Origin of the sequence: Corynebacterium sp. FDAARGOS 1242, from assembly GCF_016889985.1 — a bacterium.
Classification (GTDB): domain Bacteria; phylum Actinomycetota; class Actinomycetes; order Mycobacteriales; family Mycobacteriaceae; genus Corynebacterium; species Corynebacterium minutissimum_B.
Genome location: NZ_CP069568.1, coordinates 2,180,863 through 2,197,131 on the forward strand (window position 1 = coordinate 2,180,863; position 16,269 = coordinate 2,197,131).

Below are 16,269 nucleotides of genomic sequence, written 5' to 3' on the forward strand. Positions count from 1 at the left end.
TCCAGGCGTTAAATGATAAGAATTGCAGCATGGTTCGTCCCCTCTAAAACGACTAATAGCCCGGAACCTCACATGGGTTTTCCGAGCTAGCAAAAAGAGAAGTATTCAGTTGGTCTTAGGAATGTTGCGCGGGGGTATCTAGTAACACCGTGGTGACTATCTAGTAACGGGATGGTGAGTATCGAGTAACGCTTTGGGAGAAGATTCTTCTGACCGCGTGACAACAGGGCACGCGGCATAATCAGAGGAGTCCGATCGTGACTGATTACCGGGCCGTGATGGACCTAGTCTTACAAGGCTGGTCCGTCCGCCAAATCTGCTCGACTGTGCGATGCTCACATACCACAGTCCAGTGTCATCAGCACCTTTTCTCCGCATGGCAAAACGGTGGCGTGCCCCAAGCTTGTCGCGGTAGGTGTCTTCATCAATTAGTCCCTGGCGGAACTGGGTGGTGATGTCAACTAAGTCTTGCGGCATGGCTGGGCAGTACCAAGTGCCTTCGACAAGCTGCATGGACTCATATGCATTGGTTCGTCCTAGCTGGTTGATTTTGTAGTCACCAACAATCGTGTAGCCAGCTTTACGTAAAGGAATGTGAAAAGACTCCGGCTTCGCATTACCAAAGTAAGCCCTATCACCCACCACCGTGCCACGTGGTGACTCCTCATTGTCCATGAGATGACGCATGGCCTCCAAGGCACGAAGGGCAGGGCTGTGACTTGGCCTGTCAAAAGCAATGCCCATAATCAGGTGTGGTTGGCCAAAAGTTCCCTGGTCACGAATAACCCCTGCGACCAGGGTGGCTTCCCAACCCCACACATGTTTAGCAGCTTTACGCTTGCCTTGTACCTCGCCGTGGGTGAGATTGTCGCCGTCGCGGTAGTACCAGCCGGTCTCCCTGCCAGTTGGCTCGGTATTCTTCGGGCATGTCGTTCACACTGGCCATAACCAACTCGTTGAACACGTAGGTGGCGCGCTGCCATTTTTCTTCCCGGCGCTCAGGATCGTGTTCGTCCATCAGCCGGTTGTATTCGGCGCGGGTAAGCCGGGCATGGTGAGTGATGTTGTCAAAAGGGTCAACGACACAGCTTGGGTTTCACATAGGCCAGGCGACGTCAGGAGGGAAGGCGGATGAACATGATCCCGGACTCCACAGTGAAGGTAAGTGCACCAACACTTGTCGGCAGGCGGGTAGAGATGGCCTCGATGGCAGCGGCGTTGATGTCGGCCCACAGCTGTACAACGTTCGGGTTGGCTGCTCGCCGCGCGTCGACCAGCGGCTGGAGCTCGGACTCGGCGAGCCCCATCCGCAGCGCCCCCATGGCTTTCAGGGCCCCGACGCCGCCTTGATATCCGCAGGCGAGCACCGCGATCTTGCCCTTCTGACGCAGCTCACTGTTCACGCCGTGCTTGTCGACGGGGACTCCGAACATGCGGCTCGCGGTCTCGCAGTACAAATCCTTCCCGTCGCGGAAGGCCTGAAGCGTGGTGGTTTCATCTGCAAGCCAGGCGATGACCCGAGCCTCGATCGCGGAGAAGTCGGCTACCACGAACCGGTGACCGTCGGCGGGGATAAATGCGGTGCGGATGAGCTGCGAGAGGGTGTCGGGCACGGAGTCGTAGAGCAGCTCGACGGCTTCAAAGTCTCCGGCCCGCACCAGGCTTCTGACCTCACTGAGGTCTGGTAGGTAGTTGCGGGGCAGGTTTTGGACTTGGACGAGGCGGCCAGCGAAACGCCCGGTGCGCCCTGCCCCGTAGAACTGGAGGAACCCGCGTCCGCGCCCATCACGACCTGCCACGTGCTGCATGGCCTCGTACTTCTTCACCGACGACTTCGCGAGCTCACCGCGCAGCAGGAGGATCTCACGCACCTCGCCGGTAGCGGTGTCGAGCGCAGCGGCCACCTCGTTTTTCGTCAGTGACTGCAGGGGCGTGCCGTGAGCGGCGAGCCACTCTTTCAGCTGGATCGGCGAGTTCGGGTTCTCCAGTCCAGTGAGTTCCTGTGCACGGGCCAGCGTGGTGGCGCGATGCTGCCGGTCGCACGCCACCGCGTGATCCACGAGCACCCGGTCGAGCCGGATGCCGGTGTCGTTGACGTTCTGGTCCAGGGCGTAGGTGTCCCACTCGGACGCTGGAAGCGGGAAGTCAGCCAGCCTGTCGTGGATCGCGAGCTCCACCTCGACGTCGCGGCGGTTGTAGGAGATGAACTGCTCCCACCCGTCCGGGTCGGATGCAGGCGGGTTACGCATCCCGCCCAGGTTGAAGACGCTGGGTGTGGCCGGGGTACAGAACTGGCGGATGAGTTTCTTACCTGCACTGTCTTTGCGCACCGGCAGGTCAAGGGCGGTGGCGACCTGCTCCAGGCTCATCGGCAAGCCCAGGTACGCGCTCCAGACCATGGTGCAGTGCCACTGGGCAGGATCCAGAAACCTGCGGCCCGTCATGAATTCTGGGTGGTGGCGGTGGAGCCAGGCCGAGAGGCAGATGCGCTCGAATGCGGCGTTGAACGCCCACTTCACTACGTGCGGGTCGACGAGTGCGGCCAGCACCTTTTCGGGGAGCTGGTGTCCGTTGGCGAGATCGACGACCTCGACCGGGCCGCCGTCGATCGAGTAGCCGAGCAGCAGGAGCTCGAAATCGTCGTGGTCGGCGTAGGGGTACACACCGGATTTCGCCAGGTTCACCGGCGAGAAGGTCTCGATGTCAATGAAGAGTTCACGCATGCGCGACAGCTCCTAGAAAACAATGGGGGGTTATAGGCAGGAATGTGTGTATGGAATGACTGATTTCATGTGCGACGGCTAGGCGTGATGCGGGGTTGAACATGCTCTGGGAGCATGTTCGGTGCAAGTTGCGAGGAATCACCCCCGGTGCGGTGTATGTGGCACCAAGCTGGTCAAGAACGGCACCACCAGCGCGGGGCGCACGAGATGGCGATGCAAAGCATGCGGCGCGTCGACGGTACGCAGCCGCGTAGACGTTACCCGGCGTGCCCAGCTCGACCGTTTCGTCGGGTGGTTGTTGAACCCTTCGCCCCAGTGCAGCCTCGGGGGGACGGGACGCTCGTTTCGTGCATCGACGGCGTGGTGCTGGAACGTCGAGGTACCCCAGCCGACGGTCACCGGCGAGGTCTTGCCGACGGTCATGCTCGACGGCACCTACCTGCAGGGCTGGTGCTTGCTGATCGCGTTCTCCGGCCAGCACGTGCTGGGCTGGCAGTGGTGCGATCGGGAGTCCAAGCCGGCCTGGACCGCACTGCTGGAGCGCCTCCCGGCCCCGGAGATGGTGGTCGTCGATGGTGGCCGCGGGGTAGCGGCCGCGCTGTCGGAATGCTGGCCCACCACCCAGGTGCAACGCTGCTACTTCCACATCTTCCAAACCATCACCCGGCACCTGACAATGAACCCGCGACTCGATGCTGGCAAGCAACTACGCGTGCTGACGAAAGCGTTGATGAAGGTCGAAGACCTTGACCAGGCCAGAGCTTGGATCGTGGAGTACCTGGCCTGGGAAGCCCAGTGGGATCAGTTCCTCAAACACCGCAGCTACCCCGGAACCCACAAGGAACGCCCTGCTTGGCTCGGCGCCCATCAACACTGGTGGTACACCCACCGCGAACTCCGCAAATGCCGTGCCTTGTTCCGCGGCCTTCTCCACCGCAACGAACTGTTCACCTGGCTGACCCTCGGCAATGTCCCACTGCCGAGGACCACCTCACCGCTCGAGGGTGGGCCGAACAAGGCCATCAAGGACCTTCTGCGCGTCCACCGGGGCCTGCCCGAAGACCATGCCCGACGCGGCATCGAATGGCTCCTCAACACCTGGTGCCAGTTCCCCCACGACCCATGGTCACTGGCCCAGCCTCACCAATGGACACCAACCAAGACCACACGGCGCGTCATCGACGAACCCGACGGGCCACAACCCGGCACCGCATTCTCATGGGAAGACGGCAACGGCATCCAGAAGGGCTGGGCAGGCCGCTGGCACCCATGACACGCCGACAGCCATACACACATTTCTGCCGCTAACCCACAATGGGTGCTGGGAGGAGACCACACCCCAGAAGCGGGCGTGGTGTCCTCCCAGCACAGGGTGAGGGGTTAGCGGTCGTGGTCAGCGCGGTACTTCTCGAGCTCAGCCTCGGTGTCAGCCATGAGCTTGGCGATGCGCTTGCGATCCTGGCGGATTGCCCGCCGTTCGGCAATCACAGAGGAGACCTTGATGACGATGAGACCGAGGACAGCGCCAACGAGCAGTGCCACGACGGTGGTGGTGTTTGCCGACAGCGCTGCTGAATAACACTCGTTCATGATGCTTCTCCGCTCTTTTAGTTCAGGAAGTCGTCCGAGGCTGCTGCGAAGCCTCCGAAGTCGGCCTCGGCGCTGATCCGGTTGCCGCCGAGCGGTTCGCCCCTAGGTTAGGGGACGAACCTCCTGATGTGACACCACCTGCTACCTCTTCAGCCCCACTAGCCGACGGAACCGGGAACGGAAACCGACGGAAACCACCGCTGTAGTTCGTGTTGGTGCAGGTGGGCGGGAGTTTTCACAAAAGACTCACCCGCAGGAAACTGCGGGTTTTCGTCGTTTTCATCTTGACCCCCGCTATCGTGAGCGGATTAAGGGCCCAAATGGCCGGATATATACTTGCAACGCGTCTTCTTGACGCAACCGCTCAGAGCCTATAAATCCCCAATTCTAGGCAGACCGTCCGGCCGTTGACCCGAAGTTGACTTCCCCAAAAATCAATAACCTCGGCGATTTGCTCCTACTTTTGTAGTGCAGGGATCGTCCCGAGGCTTTCAAAATAGAGAATAGCATGTGCAAATGAGTAATCCAAGATCGACCGCAGTACCGCTATCGCAATGGTTTTCATCCGCACGGATGAGCCGGTACGCCGAGCATCCCCGACCAGAAGCGCTATACCTTTGGAATACTCACCTCACGAAGACTTATCTCGCCGACATTGAGCATCTTGAGGTGCTCCTCCGAAACTGCATTCACAATGCCCTGGCCAGACGATACGGTGACCGATGGTTTGACGACGTTCGAATACCCTTCACCGATGTAGCCAGGAAGAACATCCGTAAGGCGAAAAGACGAGCCGGAGAAGAAGGTGCGCCGTCAGGAAAAATCATTGCTGAGCTCAGCTTCGACTTCTGGCGCTTCCTCTTAAGTAGCCACTACCAAGCAAGCATCTGGCCTCAGGTAAAGAGGGCGTTAGAGAAGACTCCTGACAGCAGACAGGAATTCGAAGAACTTGTATCCGTTGTTTACACAATGAGAAATAGATGCTCTCATCATGAATCAATCGTGCAACAACACGATATAGCCCGTGAAGGCGCACATCTCGACTCCGTTGATAGCGCCATCCAAATGGTAGCGGACTTCATCAATCCTCAAGCCGCGGCATGGATAAAGGACAATTCGCGAGTCCCCGCCATACGTGCACAGCGACCGTAGCCGCAAACCGCAACACTACGACCGGAAGCAGAAGCAATCATCAAAGTCGGCGCGCATTCAACACACAAACCTACGAGGTTTTAGAAACTAGAGGAACCACCCGAACCGGAAAAGCCCGAGCTAAACCCGCTGTTGACGCCGCCGCTGCTGGAGGAAGAGTCGCGCGCGGAGATAGCGTCACTGTCCCACGTGCTCACGGTATAGAACGGCACGTAGCCGTGGTAGCCGGCGCCGGCGAAGAAGTTGGAATCGTAGATGTGCGTGCGCTCGGGACGCTCGTCTGCTTCGTTGCGCTTCTGGAGCAGACCCTGCAGATGCTCTGACAGAAGCGCGGTGCGGTCAAGGAGATCGAGGTAGTGTTCCATAAACTGCGGGTGGTTCGGTTCCTTGGACAGCGCCATGGCGGCGTCTTCCAGCTCCTTGGCGTGGCGCTCAGCCTGCGAGTCAATATCGGACGCGACGTACGACGCTTGTGCCAAATCCTTGCCTAGCTCATAAAGCTCGTAGCGGCGAGCATCAGCATCGGCGTTTTCGATGCGGTGCAGCTTCTCAATGTTGGTCTCCGCCGTATCAACGCGCTCACACAGCAAACGCGCGTGAGCAAGTTCCTCCGCGCGCTCACGGAACTGCTCGTCGGGAGCATCCGCAGGCATGGACATGAAGGAGCCGACGTTGCGGTCAAGGGCTAGGAAGTCATCGCGCAGCCCTTCCCAATCCTCACGCAAACGTTCATCCACAAGGCCGGATTGCAGCGAGTGTGCGCGGATATCAATGGATTCGAGGCGCTGTGCCACGTCGGTATAGGTCTGGGACACATAATCCCAATCCTCGCGCGCCTGCTGCGTCTTCTTCTGCCGGCTGCGGCGTACGCCGGCCGCGATGCCTGCACCCGCGCCACCGACGCCCAGGCCCGCCGCTCCGAGGCCAATGGCCGCCCCAATGCGCCCATCTTTCGCGCTCTCGTACTGGGCATCCGCAGCACGGTCCACGTCGATAGCAGCCGCCGCACCCGCAAAGAGACCAGCAGGAATGTTGTCATCCCGCACGCCCGGCTTAATAGCTTCGATGGACTGCTCCAAATGACTGTCACCTTTGCGCAGCTTCATCTGCCCGGCCACGTCCTCACCCGCGAAGACGAAGGCCCGGCGAGGGTCGAGTCCTACGCCGACGAAGACCTGGCCATCAGCAAACTTATCCTTGCCGATGAGCTCCGGGTGATTATCACGCAAGTACTCCTCCACGGAGTCGTTGACGTTTTCTTTGTTCTTAGCAAAGACCATGTAGTGCAGCTCCTGGACCACGTCGGGGGCGGCGATCCGGGAGACGTCGCGAAGCATGCGCTCTTCTTCCTCCGGAGTGAGCACATCGTCCGGGTCCATGATGTCAGCCTGCACCTCACGCTGCGCGGGCTGCATGACGTAGTCGGAGCGTTCAGGCGCATCGAAGGCCGCCAAGCTCGCACCCGCGCCGATTCCCCCGAGCAACAGGCCGCCCACCATGGCCGCACCGACGATGGCGTCGACCGACGTTACTTTGGGGCCACGGCTGGCGGCAAAAGGTTTGATATCGCGAGAGTCAGTCACGGTGATTCTCCAATTCTTCAGCATTCAGTGCCGCCAATTTTACCCCCACAACGGGAAACGACGCGGTGCCCCTACAGCAGCCGCGTCGCCCCTATTCCCTATCACTCACAACGGATTGGAGAAACCGTTTGCCTACCCCCTAAGTAGGCTTTGTGAGCAATTCCAACTCTAGCACTATTTCCCCTCGCAGCGATACCTAAATCAACAAAATCGTAGTATCTTAGTGCCCCGCCCAGCCTGCGCCGATAACGCGAGGCCCTGAGCTAGGCTTTTGCTTCGCTGCGGCGGCGAACGGGTGCCCCCACAACCCAGACGGACACGACGATAATTACCCCCAAAATCGCCATCGCAGCAAAAAGCTGTGGGGAGTTGCCCCCGTTGCCCGCGACAGTGATGGCAGAGGTTGCCCACTGCATGGGAAAGAGGTGCACGAGCGCGCTCATCGCGGCGTTAAGGTCCGTGCCGGTCGAGGCTGCTTTCCATGCCCAGCCTACGATTCCTACTTGGACCAGACCCAGCAGGATCCCCAGACCCCAGCCGGGAAGACCCAGGCCGCGCACGAGGGCATAAACCGCGCTTGCCGACGCCACCCCGGCCCCCACCGCCGCAAGTGCCGCCCACGCCACAGCAGCAACGGTCACGCCGGTGGCCAGCAAGGCGGTCAAGAGCCCAACCACCACGCCGATGACTACCCCGCCCGCGATGAGGGCAAGAAGGCGGCGCTCCACGCGGGTCAGCAAAGCTCCCAGCACACCACCGCCGAGGACGGCGAGTGCGGCCAGCAGCATCGCCACGATGGGACTCAACAGCTGCGAGGGACCATCCTGCGCCTCTGCGGGTCCAGCTACGGTGGGCAGGGCACGTTGGGCGCCTTGGACTTTGTTCCTATTCTGCTGGGCCATGCCGTCAACCTTTTCGGCACCGGCCACCAGCTCGTCAACGCCTTTGAGCGCCTCATCGACCTTGGCGTTGAGCTCACCAATTCCGGCATTGAGCTGCTTCGCTCCCTCCGCTGCCTGGTACACACCATCGTGATAGGCGTAGCCGTTCACGGAGAGCTGATTGGACAGCTCACGCGAACCATCCTTGAGCTGGATGAGCTGGTCTTGGATGGACTGGTCAAACTGGAAGTTCTCCACCTGGGAGCGCAGATCACCGAGCTGTGAGCGGATCTCCTTCGCCTCGTCTGAGTTGTTGCCGTCGAGGTCCTTCACGGTGCCGTCAATGGCTTCGAGGATTTGGCCGCGGACTACGCCGAGGCCGACGACTTGATCGACGGCGCCGCCGACACCGTCGGCAAGCTCAGTGGCACCAGTGCCCAACTGCGCGGTGCCTGACTGGAGCTGCACGAGACCGTCGTAGAGCTCTTGCGAGCCGCCCGCCAACTGATCCACGCCGCCACCCAGCTCGCCAGCTCCGTCCTTGAGCTGCCCCGTGCCGTCCGCAAGCTGCTGCGTACCGTTGGCCAGAAACCCTGCCTGCGCATTGGCCTCGGTGAGGGCACGAGCGACGTCGTAAAGCTCAGCGGGGTCAATCGTGCCATCACTGGGTGCACCGGCCTGCTCCTGTGACCAGGCCTGCGCCGGCTGCCACTGGGACGCAGTGGCAACGATTGCGCCGACGATGAGCGGCACGAGGAGGAGGGCGGCGATCAACAGCGAGCGGGTACCCACTGGGCGTTCGTCATCAGCAGAAGAGGCAAGGCGTGAGGTCATGATATAGAAACTATCGCCCACGCTGGGCAAAAAGCATCAGGCGCGCGGAAAGACCCCGCTAGTACCGTGCTGCTCGGTAACTATCGGGGCCTTAATGCAGTGCCTTAGCGCTCTCGCGCTAGTGCGTTACTTCTTCTGCGCGAAGAGCTCACGCACGCGCTTGCCCAGCTGCGGGGAAACGGCATCCCAGTAGGCGTAGACGCGCTCCTCGGTCTCCGGGGACACGCCAGCCATAGCGTTGGTGATGTTGTCCGCCATGCGCTCCTTGGCGCCATCGTCGTAGACATTCTCGTACAGGTCGGTGGCCTGGACGGTGTCGTTGTCCTCTGCGTGGTGGATGTACGGCGCACGGACCAGGTCGATGCCGGCCGGGTCCGGGTTGACGTAGAGATCCGGTGCGGTGGTGGTCTCCTGCTCCTTGAAGCGCAGGTTCTCGTCGCCATCCAGGTAGCCGCCGCCCTTAGCGTGGCGGTTCGGGGAGTACACCGGGTCCTCCGGGGCGTTGAACAGGTACTGCATCGGGCCCTCGTGCTCGTAGGTGTTGACCTGGTTGAGCGGTTGGTTCACCGGCAGCTGCTTGTAGTTCGGGCCGATGCGGTAGCGCTGCTGATCGGAGTAGGCAAAGACGCGTGCCTGCAGCATCTTGTCCGGGGACAGGCCAATGCCCGGGACAATGCTGGACGGATCCAGGGCAACCTGCTCAATCTGCGCGAAGAAGTTGCGCGGGTTGCGGTTGAGAACGAAGTAGCCGACATCCACCAGCGGGTAGTCCTTCTTGGACCAGGTCTTGGTGAGGTCGAACGGGTTGAAGCGGTAGTCCTCGGCCTCTGCCACCGGCATGATCTGGACCTTGACGTCCCAGACCGGGAAGTTGCCTTCTTCAATGGCGTTGTAGAGGTCCTCGCGGTGGTAGTCAGCGTTCTGGCCGGCGATCTCGCCTGCCTCAGCGTCGGTGAAGTTCTCCACGCCCTGACGGGTCTTGAAGTGGTACTTGACCCAGAAAGCGTCGCCCTGCTCGTTGACCCACTGGAAGGTGTGGGAACCGTAGCCGTTCTGGTGGCGGGTGGTCTTCGGAGTACCGCGGTCACCCATGAGGTAGGTCACCTGGTGGGTGGTCTCCGGGTTACGGGTCCAGAAGTCCCACTGCATATCAGCATCACGCAGGCCGTTGGTACCCAGACGCTTCTGGGAGTGGATGAAGTCCGGGAACTTGATGCCGTCGCGGATAAAGAACACCGGGGTGTTGTTGCCCACGATGTCGTAGTTGCCCTCTTCGGTGTAGAAGCGGAGTGCAAAGCCGTGGACGTCACGCCAGGTATCCGGGGAGCCCTGCTCACCAGCCACGGTGGAGAATCGGCCCATCATCGGGGTCACGGTGCCCTTCTGGAAGAGCTTGGCCTTGGTGTATGCGGATACGTCTTCAGTAACGTGCAGCTCACCAAAGGCGCCGTGGCCCTTGGCGTGCGGGGTACGCTCCGGCACGCGCTCGCGGTTGAAGTGTGCGAGCTTCTCAATAAGGTGGATGTCGTTGAGCACAACCGGACCGTTCTGACCCACGGTGACGCTGGTGTTCTCGGTAGCAACCGGCTGACCGGACGGGCGGGTAGTGTTCGGGCCACCCGGGGCACGCTGGCCCTTGTCCAGAACCTTGTCTGCTGCGGACTCGTTCGAAGCGTTAGTCATTAGGAAAATGCCTCCTGGATTCGCTGATAATTTGGGGTTCATTATCAATCTCGGACGTTTCATAGCCTACCGGCGAAAAATGACCCCCGCAACAGTTTTTAGAATTCCGGCTGGAGCTCACAGCGATAGGTAAGGTGGCCTACCGCTACTGGTAAGTTGTGGGAGGTGAAAGTCCACTCCGAGCGTGATGATGCGCGCGTTACCGACCTCGCCCTCAAGGCGGGACGCGGCGACCGCGCAGCTCTCACGGAGTTCATCAAATCCACCCAAGATGACGTCTGGCGTTTGCTTGCCCACCTCGGCGGGGCGGATATCGCAGACGACCTCACCCAAGAGACTTACCTGCGCGTCATCAGCGCGCTTCCCCGTTTTGCTGCGCGTTCCTCTGCCCGCACATGGTTACTGTCCCTCGCGCGCCGCGTGTGGGTGGATAATATTCGCCACGACATGGCCCGGCCCCGCAAGTCTGCCACCGAGTATGAGGATGCCGCAGCACTCGCACCCGCCCCGGAGAACGCCAGCACGTGGAGCGAGTGGATCGACGCGCGCTCGCTTATCGACGCCCTCCCGGAGGACCGCCGCGAAGCCCTCATCCTTACCCAAGTGCTGGGCTATACCTATGAGGAAGCCGCCAAGATCGCTGGCGTGCGCGTAGGCACCATTCGCTCTAGGGTTGCCCGCGCCCGAAAAGACCTTATTGATCATCGCGGGTAATCGTTACCGACCCGTTATAATCTGTGGCGCTGAGCATGGGCACCTGCGCAGACATCGGTAACTTTTCAGGGCTGTCACACGCATCACACAGTGCGAACACCGTTTCAGCTGGCAAATACCTGTCGACCACGCCTAATGTTTCACGAGGCACACGTGACAAATCGATAGTCGAACCGGGCCCGCGAAGCTTTCCCAATTGCTCGCACCACACCTTGGGTCGTGATGGCATACCCCCGGCGCGTGTGAGATTGAGAGACCTCTTAACTTTATGTGGAAACGCGCAGTGGCCATTTCTATGGCCTTTATCGGCGTCGTCGTCGGCGCCGGCTTTGCATCCGGCCAGGAAGCGATGCAGTACTTTGTAGCCTTTGGCAACTGGGGTCTGTGGGGCGTTGTGCTTGCTGCCGCCCTCATGCTGATTACCGGTATTTCGATCCTGCAGTTGGGCTCCTACTTCCAGGCCGATGAGCACACGGCCGTCTACGACAAGATCAGTGGCCCCATTATTTCCCGCGTCCTGGACTACGGCACCCTGGCAACGCTGTTCTCCATCGGCTTCGTCATGTTCGCCGGCGGCGGCTCCACCATTAGCCAGCAGTTCGAAGGCGTACCGATTTGGGTCGGCGGCGCAGTGATGCTCACACTGGTTCTCCTCGTCGGCCTGCTCGACGTGGACAAGGTAACCTCCGTCATCGGCGCGATTACGCCTTTCATTATTATCTTCGTCGTCCTCGCTACCGGCTACACCATCATCACTACGGACGTGGACTGGTCGTCGATCAATGCCTACGCCGTGGACAACGTTGAAACGCCCATCCACAGCTGGTGGCTCGCTGCGCTGAACTACACCGGCCTCAACGTGATGTGTGCAGTGTCCATGTCCATCGTTATTGGCGGCAATATTTTGGATAACCGCGCCGTGGGCATCGGCGGCTTCTTCGGTGGCATCATTTACTTGATTCTGCTGACCCTTCTCGTGGTCTCGCTGTACATGGTGGCGCCTGAGGTCAACGGCCAAGACCTTCCGGTCCTCACGCTGATCAACAACGTAAACCCAGTCTTGGGTTACTTCATGACCTTCATCATCTACGGCATGGTCTTTAACACCGCGATCGGCATGTTCTATGCCATGGGTAAGCGCCTGACCCGTAAGAAGCCAAAGCTCTTCTACCCCGTCTACGCCGGCGCTTGTGTCGTGGGCTTCATCCTCTCCTTCATCGGCTTCAAGCAGCTGGTTTCCAGCGTCTACCCGATTCTGGGTTGGATTGGTCTGCTCATGATTGCCGTCATGGTCATCACCTGGATTACCCAGCGCGACAAGATCACCTCCGAGTCTGACCGTCGTGTGCGCGCCCGCACCTTGGTCAAGCGCCGCCTGGACCCGCGCGAGCACTTCACCAAGAAGAATGAGCGCGAGCTGCGCAAGCTTGCTGCAGCCTCCAATATGGAGACCGAGGAGTTCGTCGACACGGTTGCTGAGGAAATCCATGAAGAGCTTGAGGCAGACGATGAGATTGAATACGACCGCGAGGACCCGGAACCGTCCGTAACCTTCGTGGAGCACACCAAGCCTGAGGTTCCGAAGGACTAGCGCTTCTCGAATTAAGCAGACCGCTCAGCGAGCAGCTGCCCGACGCTGAAACAGGAAAAGTCCGCCGCCAGAGTGATATCTGGGGCGGACTTTTTCTCTGCGGGACACCGTGTGGCGCGTTGAGGCGCCACCCATGTCGAGCTACTCGCGTTAGACCAGCAGCTCCGCAATCTGAATGGTGTTAAGGGCTGCACCTTTGCGAAGGTTATCGCCGGAAACAACGAACACGAGGCCCTTGTTGTCCGCGATGGTCTGGTCCTGGCGGATGCGGCCGACCAGAGACAGGTCGATGCCGGCAGCAGCAAGGGGGGTGGGAACGTCCACGACCTTGACGCCTGCAGCATTGGACAGCACCTCGCGGGCCTGCTCCGGGGTAATCGACTGTTCAAACTCCGCATGCACCACCATGGTGTGGCCAGTAAAGACCGGGATACGCACACAGGTGCCGGATACCTTGAGCTCTGGCAGGCCCAGAATCTTGCGGGACTCGTTGCGCAGCTTCTGCTCCTCATCGGTCTCCTCCGTGCCATCGTCCACGAGGTTGCCGGCCAGGGGCACCGCGTTGTAGGCAATCGGGGCAACGTAGGGGCCAAGCTCGTCCTGCTCAACCTCGAGCACGGAGCCATCGTGCGTCAGCTCCACGTTGCGGTCACCGATTGAGGCCACCTGCTTAACAAGGGTCTCCACGCCGGCCAATCCGGAACCGGACACGGCCTGGTAGGAGGCGACGCGCATGGTGGTGAGACCGGCGGCGTCGTGAAGCGCCTTCGTCACCGGCATGATCGCCATGGTTGTGCAGTTCGGGTTGGCGATGATGCCCTTGGTGACGTTGTCCTTATCCTGCGGGTTCACCTCTGACACGATGAGCGGCACGTCCGGATCCCGGCGCCACGCAGAAGAGTTATCCACCACGGTGGCGCCGGCCTCGGCGAAGAGCGGTGCGTACTGCTTGGACGTCGAACCGCCGGCGGAGAACACGGCGATGTCGATTCCTGCAAGGCTCTCCACAGTCTGCTCTGCCAAATCTTCCACGACGACCTTGTCCTCGCGGAAGGTGAGCTCCTGGCCTGCTGAGCGTGCGGAGGCAAAGAAGCGGACCGTATCGGCCGGGAAGTTGCGCTCCTCCAAGAGGGTGCGCATCACGCGGCCAACCTGTCCGGTGGCGCCAACTACTGCAACAGTGGTCATGACCTTAACTCCTTAATCCTTATCAGCAATCCTTGCTAGCGTCCCGTACCAGCGTAGACGGTGGCTACTTCATCGCCACCAAGCTGGAACTTCTCGTGCAGGGCCACAGCGGCCTTCTCTAGGTCTGCTTCGCGCGTCAGCACGGAGATACGGATTTCAGAGGTGGAGATGAGTTCCATGTTCACGCCTGCGTCACGCAGCGCCTCGGTAAAGTCCGCGGTGACACCTGGGTGGGACTTCATGCCGGCACCGACGAGGGAGACCTTGCCCACCTGGTCGTCGTAAAGCACGTTGGTCCAGTGCCCCTCTTCCTTAAGCTTGGCCAGGATCTCCATGGCCTTTGGGCCGTCCGAGCGCGGGCAGGTGAAGGTGATGTCGGTGGTACCGGAGTCCAGCGAGGAGACGTTTTGCAGAACCATGTCGATGTTGATCTCGGCGTCCGCGATGGCGCGGAACAACTTGGCCGCCTCACCTGGGCGGTCCGGTATGCCCAGGACGGTGACCTTAGCCTCGGAACGGTCGGTTGCGATACCAGTAAGTACTGCTTCTTCCACGGGGATATCCTCCATTGAACCGGCGATGAGCGTGCCGGGGTCGTTTGAATAAGATGAGCGGACTCGAAGGGGAACGTTGAACGCGCGGGCGTACTCGACGCTGCGCAGGACCAGAATCTTGGAGCCCACAGCTGCCATCTCCAGCATCTCCTCGAAGGACAGCTGGTCGAGTTTCTGGGCGTTGTGGACGATGCGTGGGTCGGCGGTATAAACGCCGTCGACATCGGAGTAAATCTCACACACATCGGCCTTGAGCGCTGCCGCCAGCGCCACCGCGGTGGTGTCCGAGCCGCCGCGGCCGAGGGTGGTCACATCACGCGATTCCTTGTTCACGCCCTGGAAACCCGCAACGATGCAGATCCGGCCTTTCTCCAAGGCTTCGGTTAGACGGCCCGGGGTGACGTCGACGATGCGGGCGTTTCCGTGGCGCTCGGTGGTGAGCACGCCGGCCTGGGAACCAGTGAAGGACTGAGCCTTGGCACCAAGGGACTCCACGGCCATGGCAACGAGTGCGTTGGAGATGCGCTCGCCGGCGGTCAACAGCATGTCCATCTCACGCTGCGGCGGGACGGGGTTGACCTGCGCTGCAAGATCAAGCAGGTTATCGGTGGTATCTCCCATGGCGGAGCACACAACAACGACGTCGTTGCCCTGCTTCTTCGTCGCCACAATGCGCTCCGCCACCGCGCGAATGCGCTCTGCGCTTTCGAGGGAGGATCCCCCGTATTTCTGTACGACTAGGGCCACTGACGGTCCCACCTTTCGTTTTCGCGAGGGCCAATACCTGTCCACCGCCCAATACCTATAGATCGGCAGTCAACTCTTTTTAGAGTACCGCTCTTCCGGCCCGACCGAAACACTGGGCACGCATTAACTCCAGGTAGGGTGGACTCGATGTTTTCTAACGTGGTTGCCGTTGCTTTTGCACTGGCCTCGGCACTGGTCATTGCCTGGGGCACAGTCATACGCCACCGTATCGTTTTGGACGCCAGCTCCACCAGCGTGATGCGCACCGCACTGCGAACCCCTCTCTGGTGGATAGGCACGGCCGCTGCCGTCATCGCCTACGCCCTGCAGCTCCTTGCGCTTCACTTCGGCACGTTGCTCATCGTGCAGCCCATCCTCGTCCTTTCCCTCATGTTCACGCTGCCTCTCGCGGCCTGGTACTCGCGCCGCTCCATGGCTACCCGTGAGGTTGTGTGGTGCATGGCATTGACTATTGCCGTGGGCATTCTGGTTGTGTATGGGCGCCCCACAGCCGGCTTGACGACGCCCACGTGGTCCCAATGGTGGCCCGCCTTCGCCGTTGGCGCCCTAGCCCTTGTTGCACTGTTCGTGGCTGCCTTCAACCGCCCGGAAGAATCAGCCCTGGCACTTGGCACGGCCTGCGGCATTCTGTATGGCTACGTGGCACTCGTGGCGAAAGCCGTGGTAGACATCTTTGGCAATGAAGGTCCCCTGGCAACGCTGGGGAGTTGGGAGCTCTATGCGCTCATCGGGCTGGCAGCCGGCGGTACGGTGATCCAGCAGTATTCCTTCCATGCCGGCGCTCTGGCGCATTCTTTGCCGGCCATGACCATCATGGAACCGATCGTGGCCTTTGGCTTGGGTTATTGGGTGCTGGGCGAGAAATTCCAAGTAGAGTCCGCCGTGGGATGGAGCGTTATGGGCGGCTCACTCGTCATCATGATCATCTCCACCATCGTGCTTTCCCGAATCCCGGTAAACACGGGTACGACGAAACGTACAGACCAAGCGCCGCGCTAAAAGGCCCAT

Annotated in this window: 13 protein-coding genes; 6 read left to right on the forward strand and 7 right to left on the reverse strand. The window is 60.6% G+C overall.

Annotated features, from left to right (window positions below; translation table 11 throughout):
• The first annotated feature begins 278 nt into the window (after positions 1-278).
• The gene (locus I6J72_RS13265) at positions 279-455 is read left to right on the forward strand and encodes a helix-turn-helix domain-containing protein (RefSeq protein ID WP_370552173.1); all 177 of its coding nucleotides are present in this window, start codon (positions 279-281) and stop codon (positions 453-455) included.
• Between the two features lie 660 nt (positions 456-1,115).
• Here I6J72_RS13265 and I6J72_RS10440 read toward each other — a convergent pair.
• Positions 1,116-2,723 carry a DNA polymerase gene (locus tag I6J72_RS10440; protein ID WP_239107323.1) on the reverse strand — a complete coding sequence of 536 codons (1,608 nt, stop codon included), beginning with the start codon at positions 2,721-2,723 and terminating at the stop codon, positions 1,116-1,118.
• Between the two features lie 121 nt (positions 2,724-2,844).
• Between I6J72_RS10440 and I6J72_RS10445 the strand changes: the two genes are divergently transcribed.
• Positions 2,845-3,996 (forward strand): IS1249 family transposase, encoded by a 1,152-nt coding sequence (locus tag I6J72_RS10445; RefSeq protein WP_204099129.1) that lies wholly within the window; start codon positions 2,845-2,847, stop codon positions 3,994-3,996.
• A 107-nt stretch (positions 3,997-4,103) separates the two neighbouring features.
• On the opposite strand, the gene I6J72_RS10450 is transcribed toward I6J72_RS10445, so the two are convergent.
• Positions 4,104-4,313, reverse strand: a complete 210-nt coding sequence (locus I6J72_RS10450) for a LapA family protein (RefSeq protein WP_204099130.1) — start codon at positions 4,311-4,313, stop codon at positions 4,104-4,106.
• Positions 4,314-4,886: 573 nt separating this feature from the next.
• On the opposite strand from I6J72_RS10450, the gene I6J72_RS10455 reads away from it, so the two are divergent.
• Positions 4,887-5,465 carry a hypothetical protein gene (locus I6J72_RS10455; RefSeq protein ID WP_239107326.1) on the forward strand — a complete coding sequence of 193 codons (579 nt, stop codon included), beginning with the start codon at positions 4,887-4,889 and terminating at the stop codon, positions 5,463-5,465.
• A gap of 80 nt (positions 5,466-5,545) precedes the next feature.
• Here I6J72_RS10455 and I6J72_RS10460 read toward each other — a convergent pair whose 3' ends face one another.
• The 3 genes from I6J72_RS10460 to I6J72_RS10470 all read right to left on the reverse strand — a co-directional run bounded on the left by I6J72_RS10460 (position 5,546) and on the right by I6J72_RS10470 (position 10,446).
• Positions 5,546-7,048 carry a DUF5129 domain-containing protein gene (locus tag I6J72_RS10460; protein ID WP_204099131.1) on the reverse strand — a complete coding sequence of 501 codons (1,503 nt, stop codon included), beginning with the start codon at positions 7,046-7,048 and terminating at the stop codon, positions 5,546-5,548.
• Positions 7,049-7,311: 263 nt separating this feature from the next.
• Complete coding sequence (locus I6J72_RS10465; RefSeq protein ID WP_204099132.1) at positions 7,312-8,763, reverse strand: hypothetical protein; 1,452 nt, start codon at positions 8,761-8,763, stop codon at positions 7,312-7,314.
• Positions 8,764-8,889: 126 nt separating this feature from the next.
• Entirely contained in the window at positions 8,890-10,446 is a 1,557-nt protein-coding gene (locus I6J72_RS10470) for a catalase (protein ID WP_204099133.1), read from the reverse strand.
• Positions 10,447-10,611: 165 nt separating this feature from the next.
• Between I6J72_RS10470 and I6J72_RS10475 the strand changes: the two genes are divergently transcribed.
• Positions 10,612-11,160 carry an RNA polymerase sigma factor gene (locus I6J72_RS10475; protein WP_070671468.1) on the forward strand — a complete coding sequence of 183 codons (549 nt, stop codon included), beginning with the start codon at positions 10,612-10,614 and terminating at the stop codon, positions 11,158-11,160.
• 268 nt (positions 11,161-11,428) lie between these two features.
• Positions 11,429-12,751, forward strand: coding sequence for a hypothetical protein (locus tag I6J72_RS10480; RefSeq protein ID WP_204099134.1), 1,323 nt, complete (start codon positions 11,429-11,431; stop codon positions 12,749-12,751).
• A gap of 150 nt (positions 12,752-12,901) precedes the next feature.
• Here the strand turns inward: I6J72_RS10480 and I6J72_RS10485 are convergent, their stop codons facing one another.
• Positions 12,902-13,939 (reverse strand): aspartate-semialdehyde dehydrogenase, encoded by a 1,038-nt coding sequence (locus I6J72_RS10485; RefSeq protein ID WP_204099135.1) that lies wholly within the window; start codon positions 13,937-13,939, stop codon positions 12,902-12,904.
• Between the two features lie 35 nt (positions 13,940-13,974).
• Positions 13,975-15,240, reverse strand: a complete 1,266-nt coding sequence (locus tag I6J72_RS10490; protein WP_204099136.1) for an aspartate kinase — start codon at positions 15,238-15,240, stop codon at positions 13,975-13,977.
• Positions 15,241-15,387: 147 nt separating this feature from the next.
• On the opposite strand from I6J72_RS10490, the gene I6J72_RS10495 reads away from it, so the two are divergent.
• Positions 15,388-16,260: a DMT family transporter gene (locus tag I6J72_RS10495; RefSeq protein ID WP_204099137.1), complete on the forward strand. Its 873-nt coding sequence runs from the start codon at positions 15,388-15,390 to the stop codon at positions 16,258-16,260.
• The last annotated feature ends 9 nt before the right edge of the window (positions 16,261-16,269 follow it).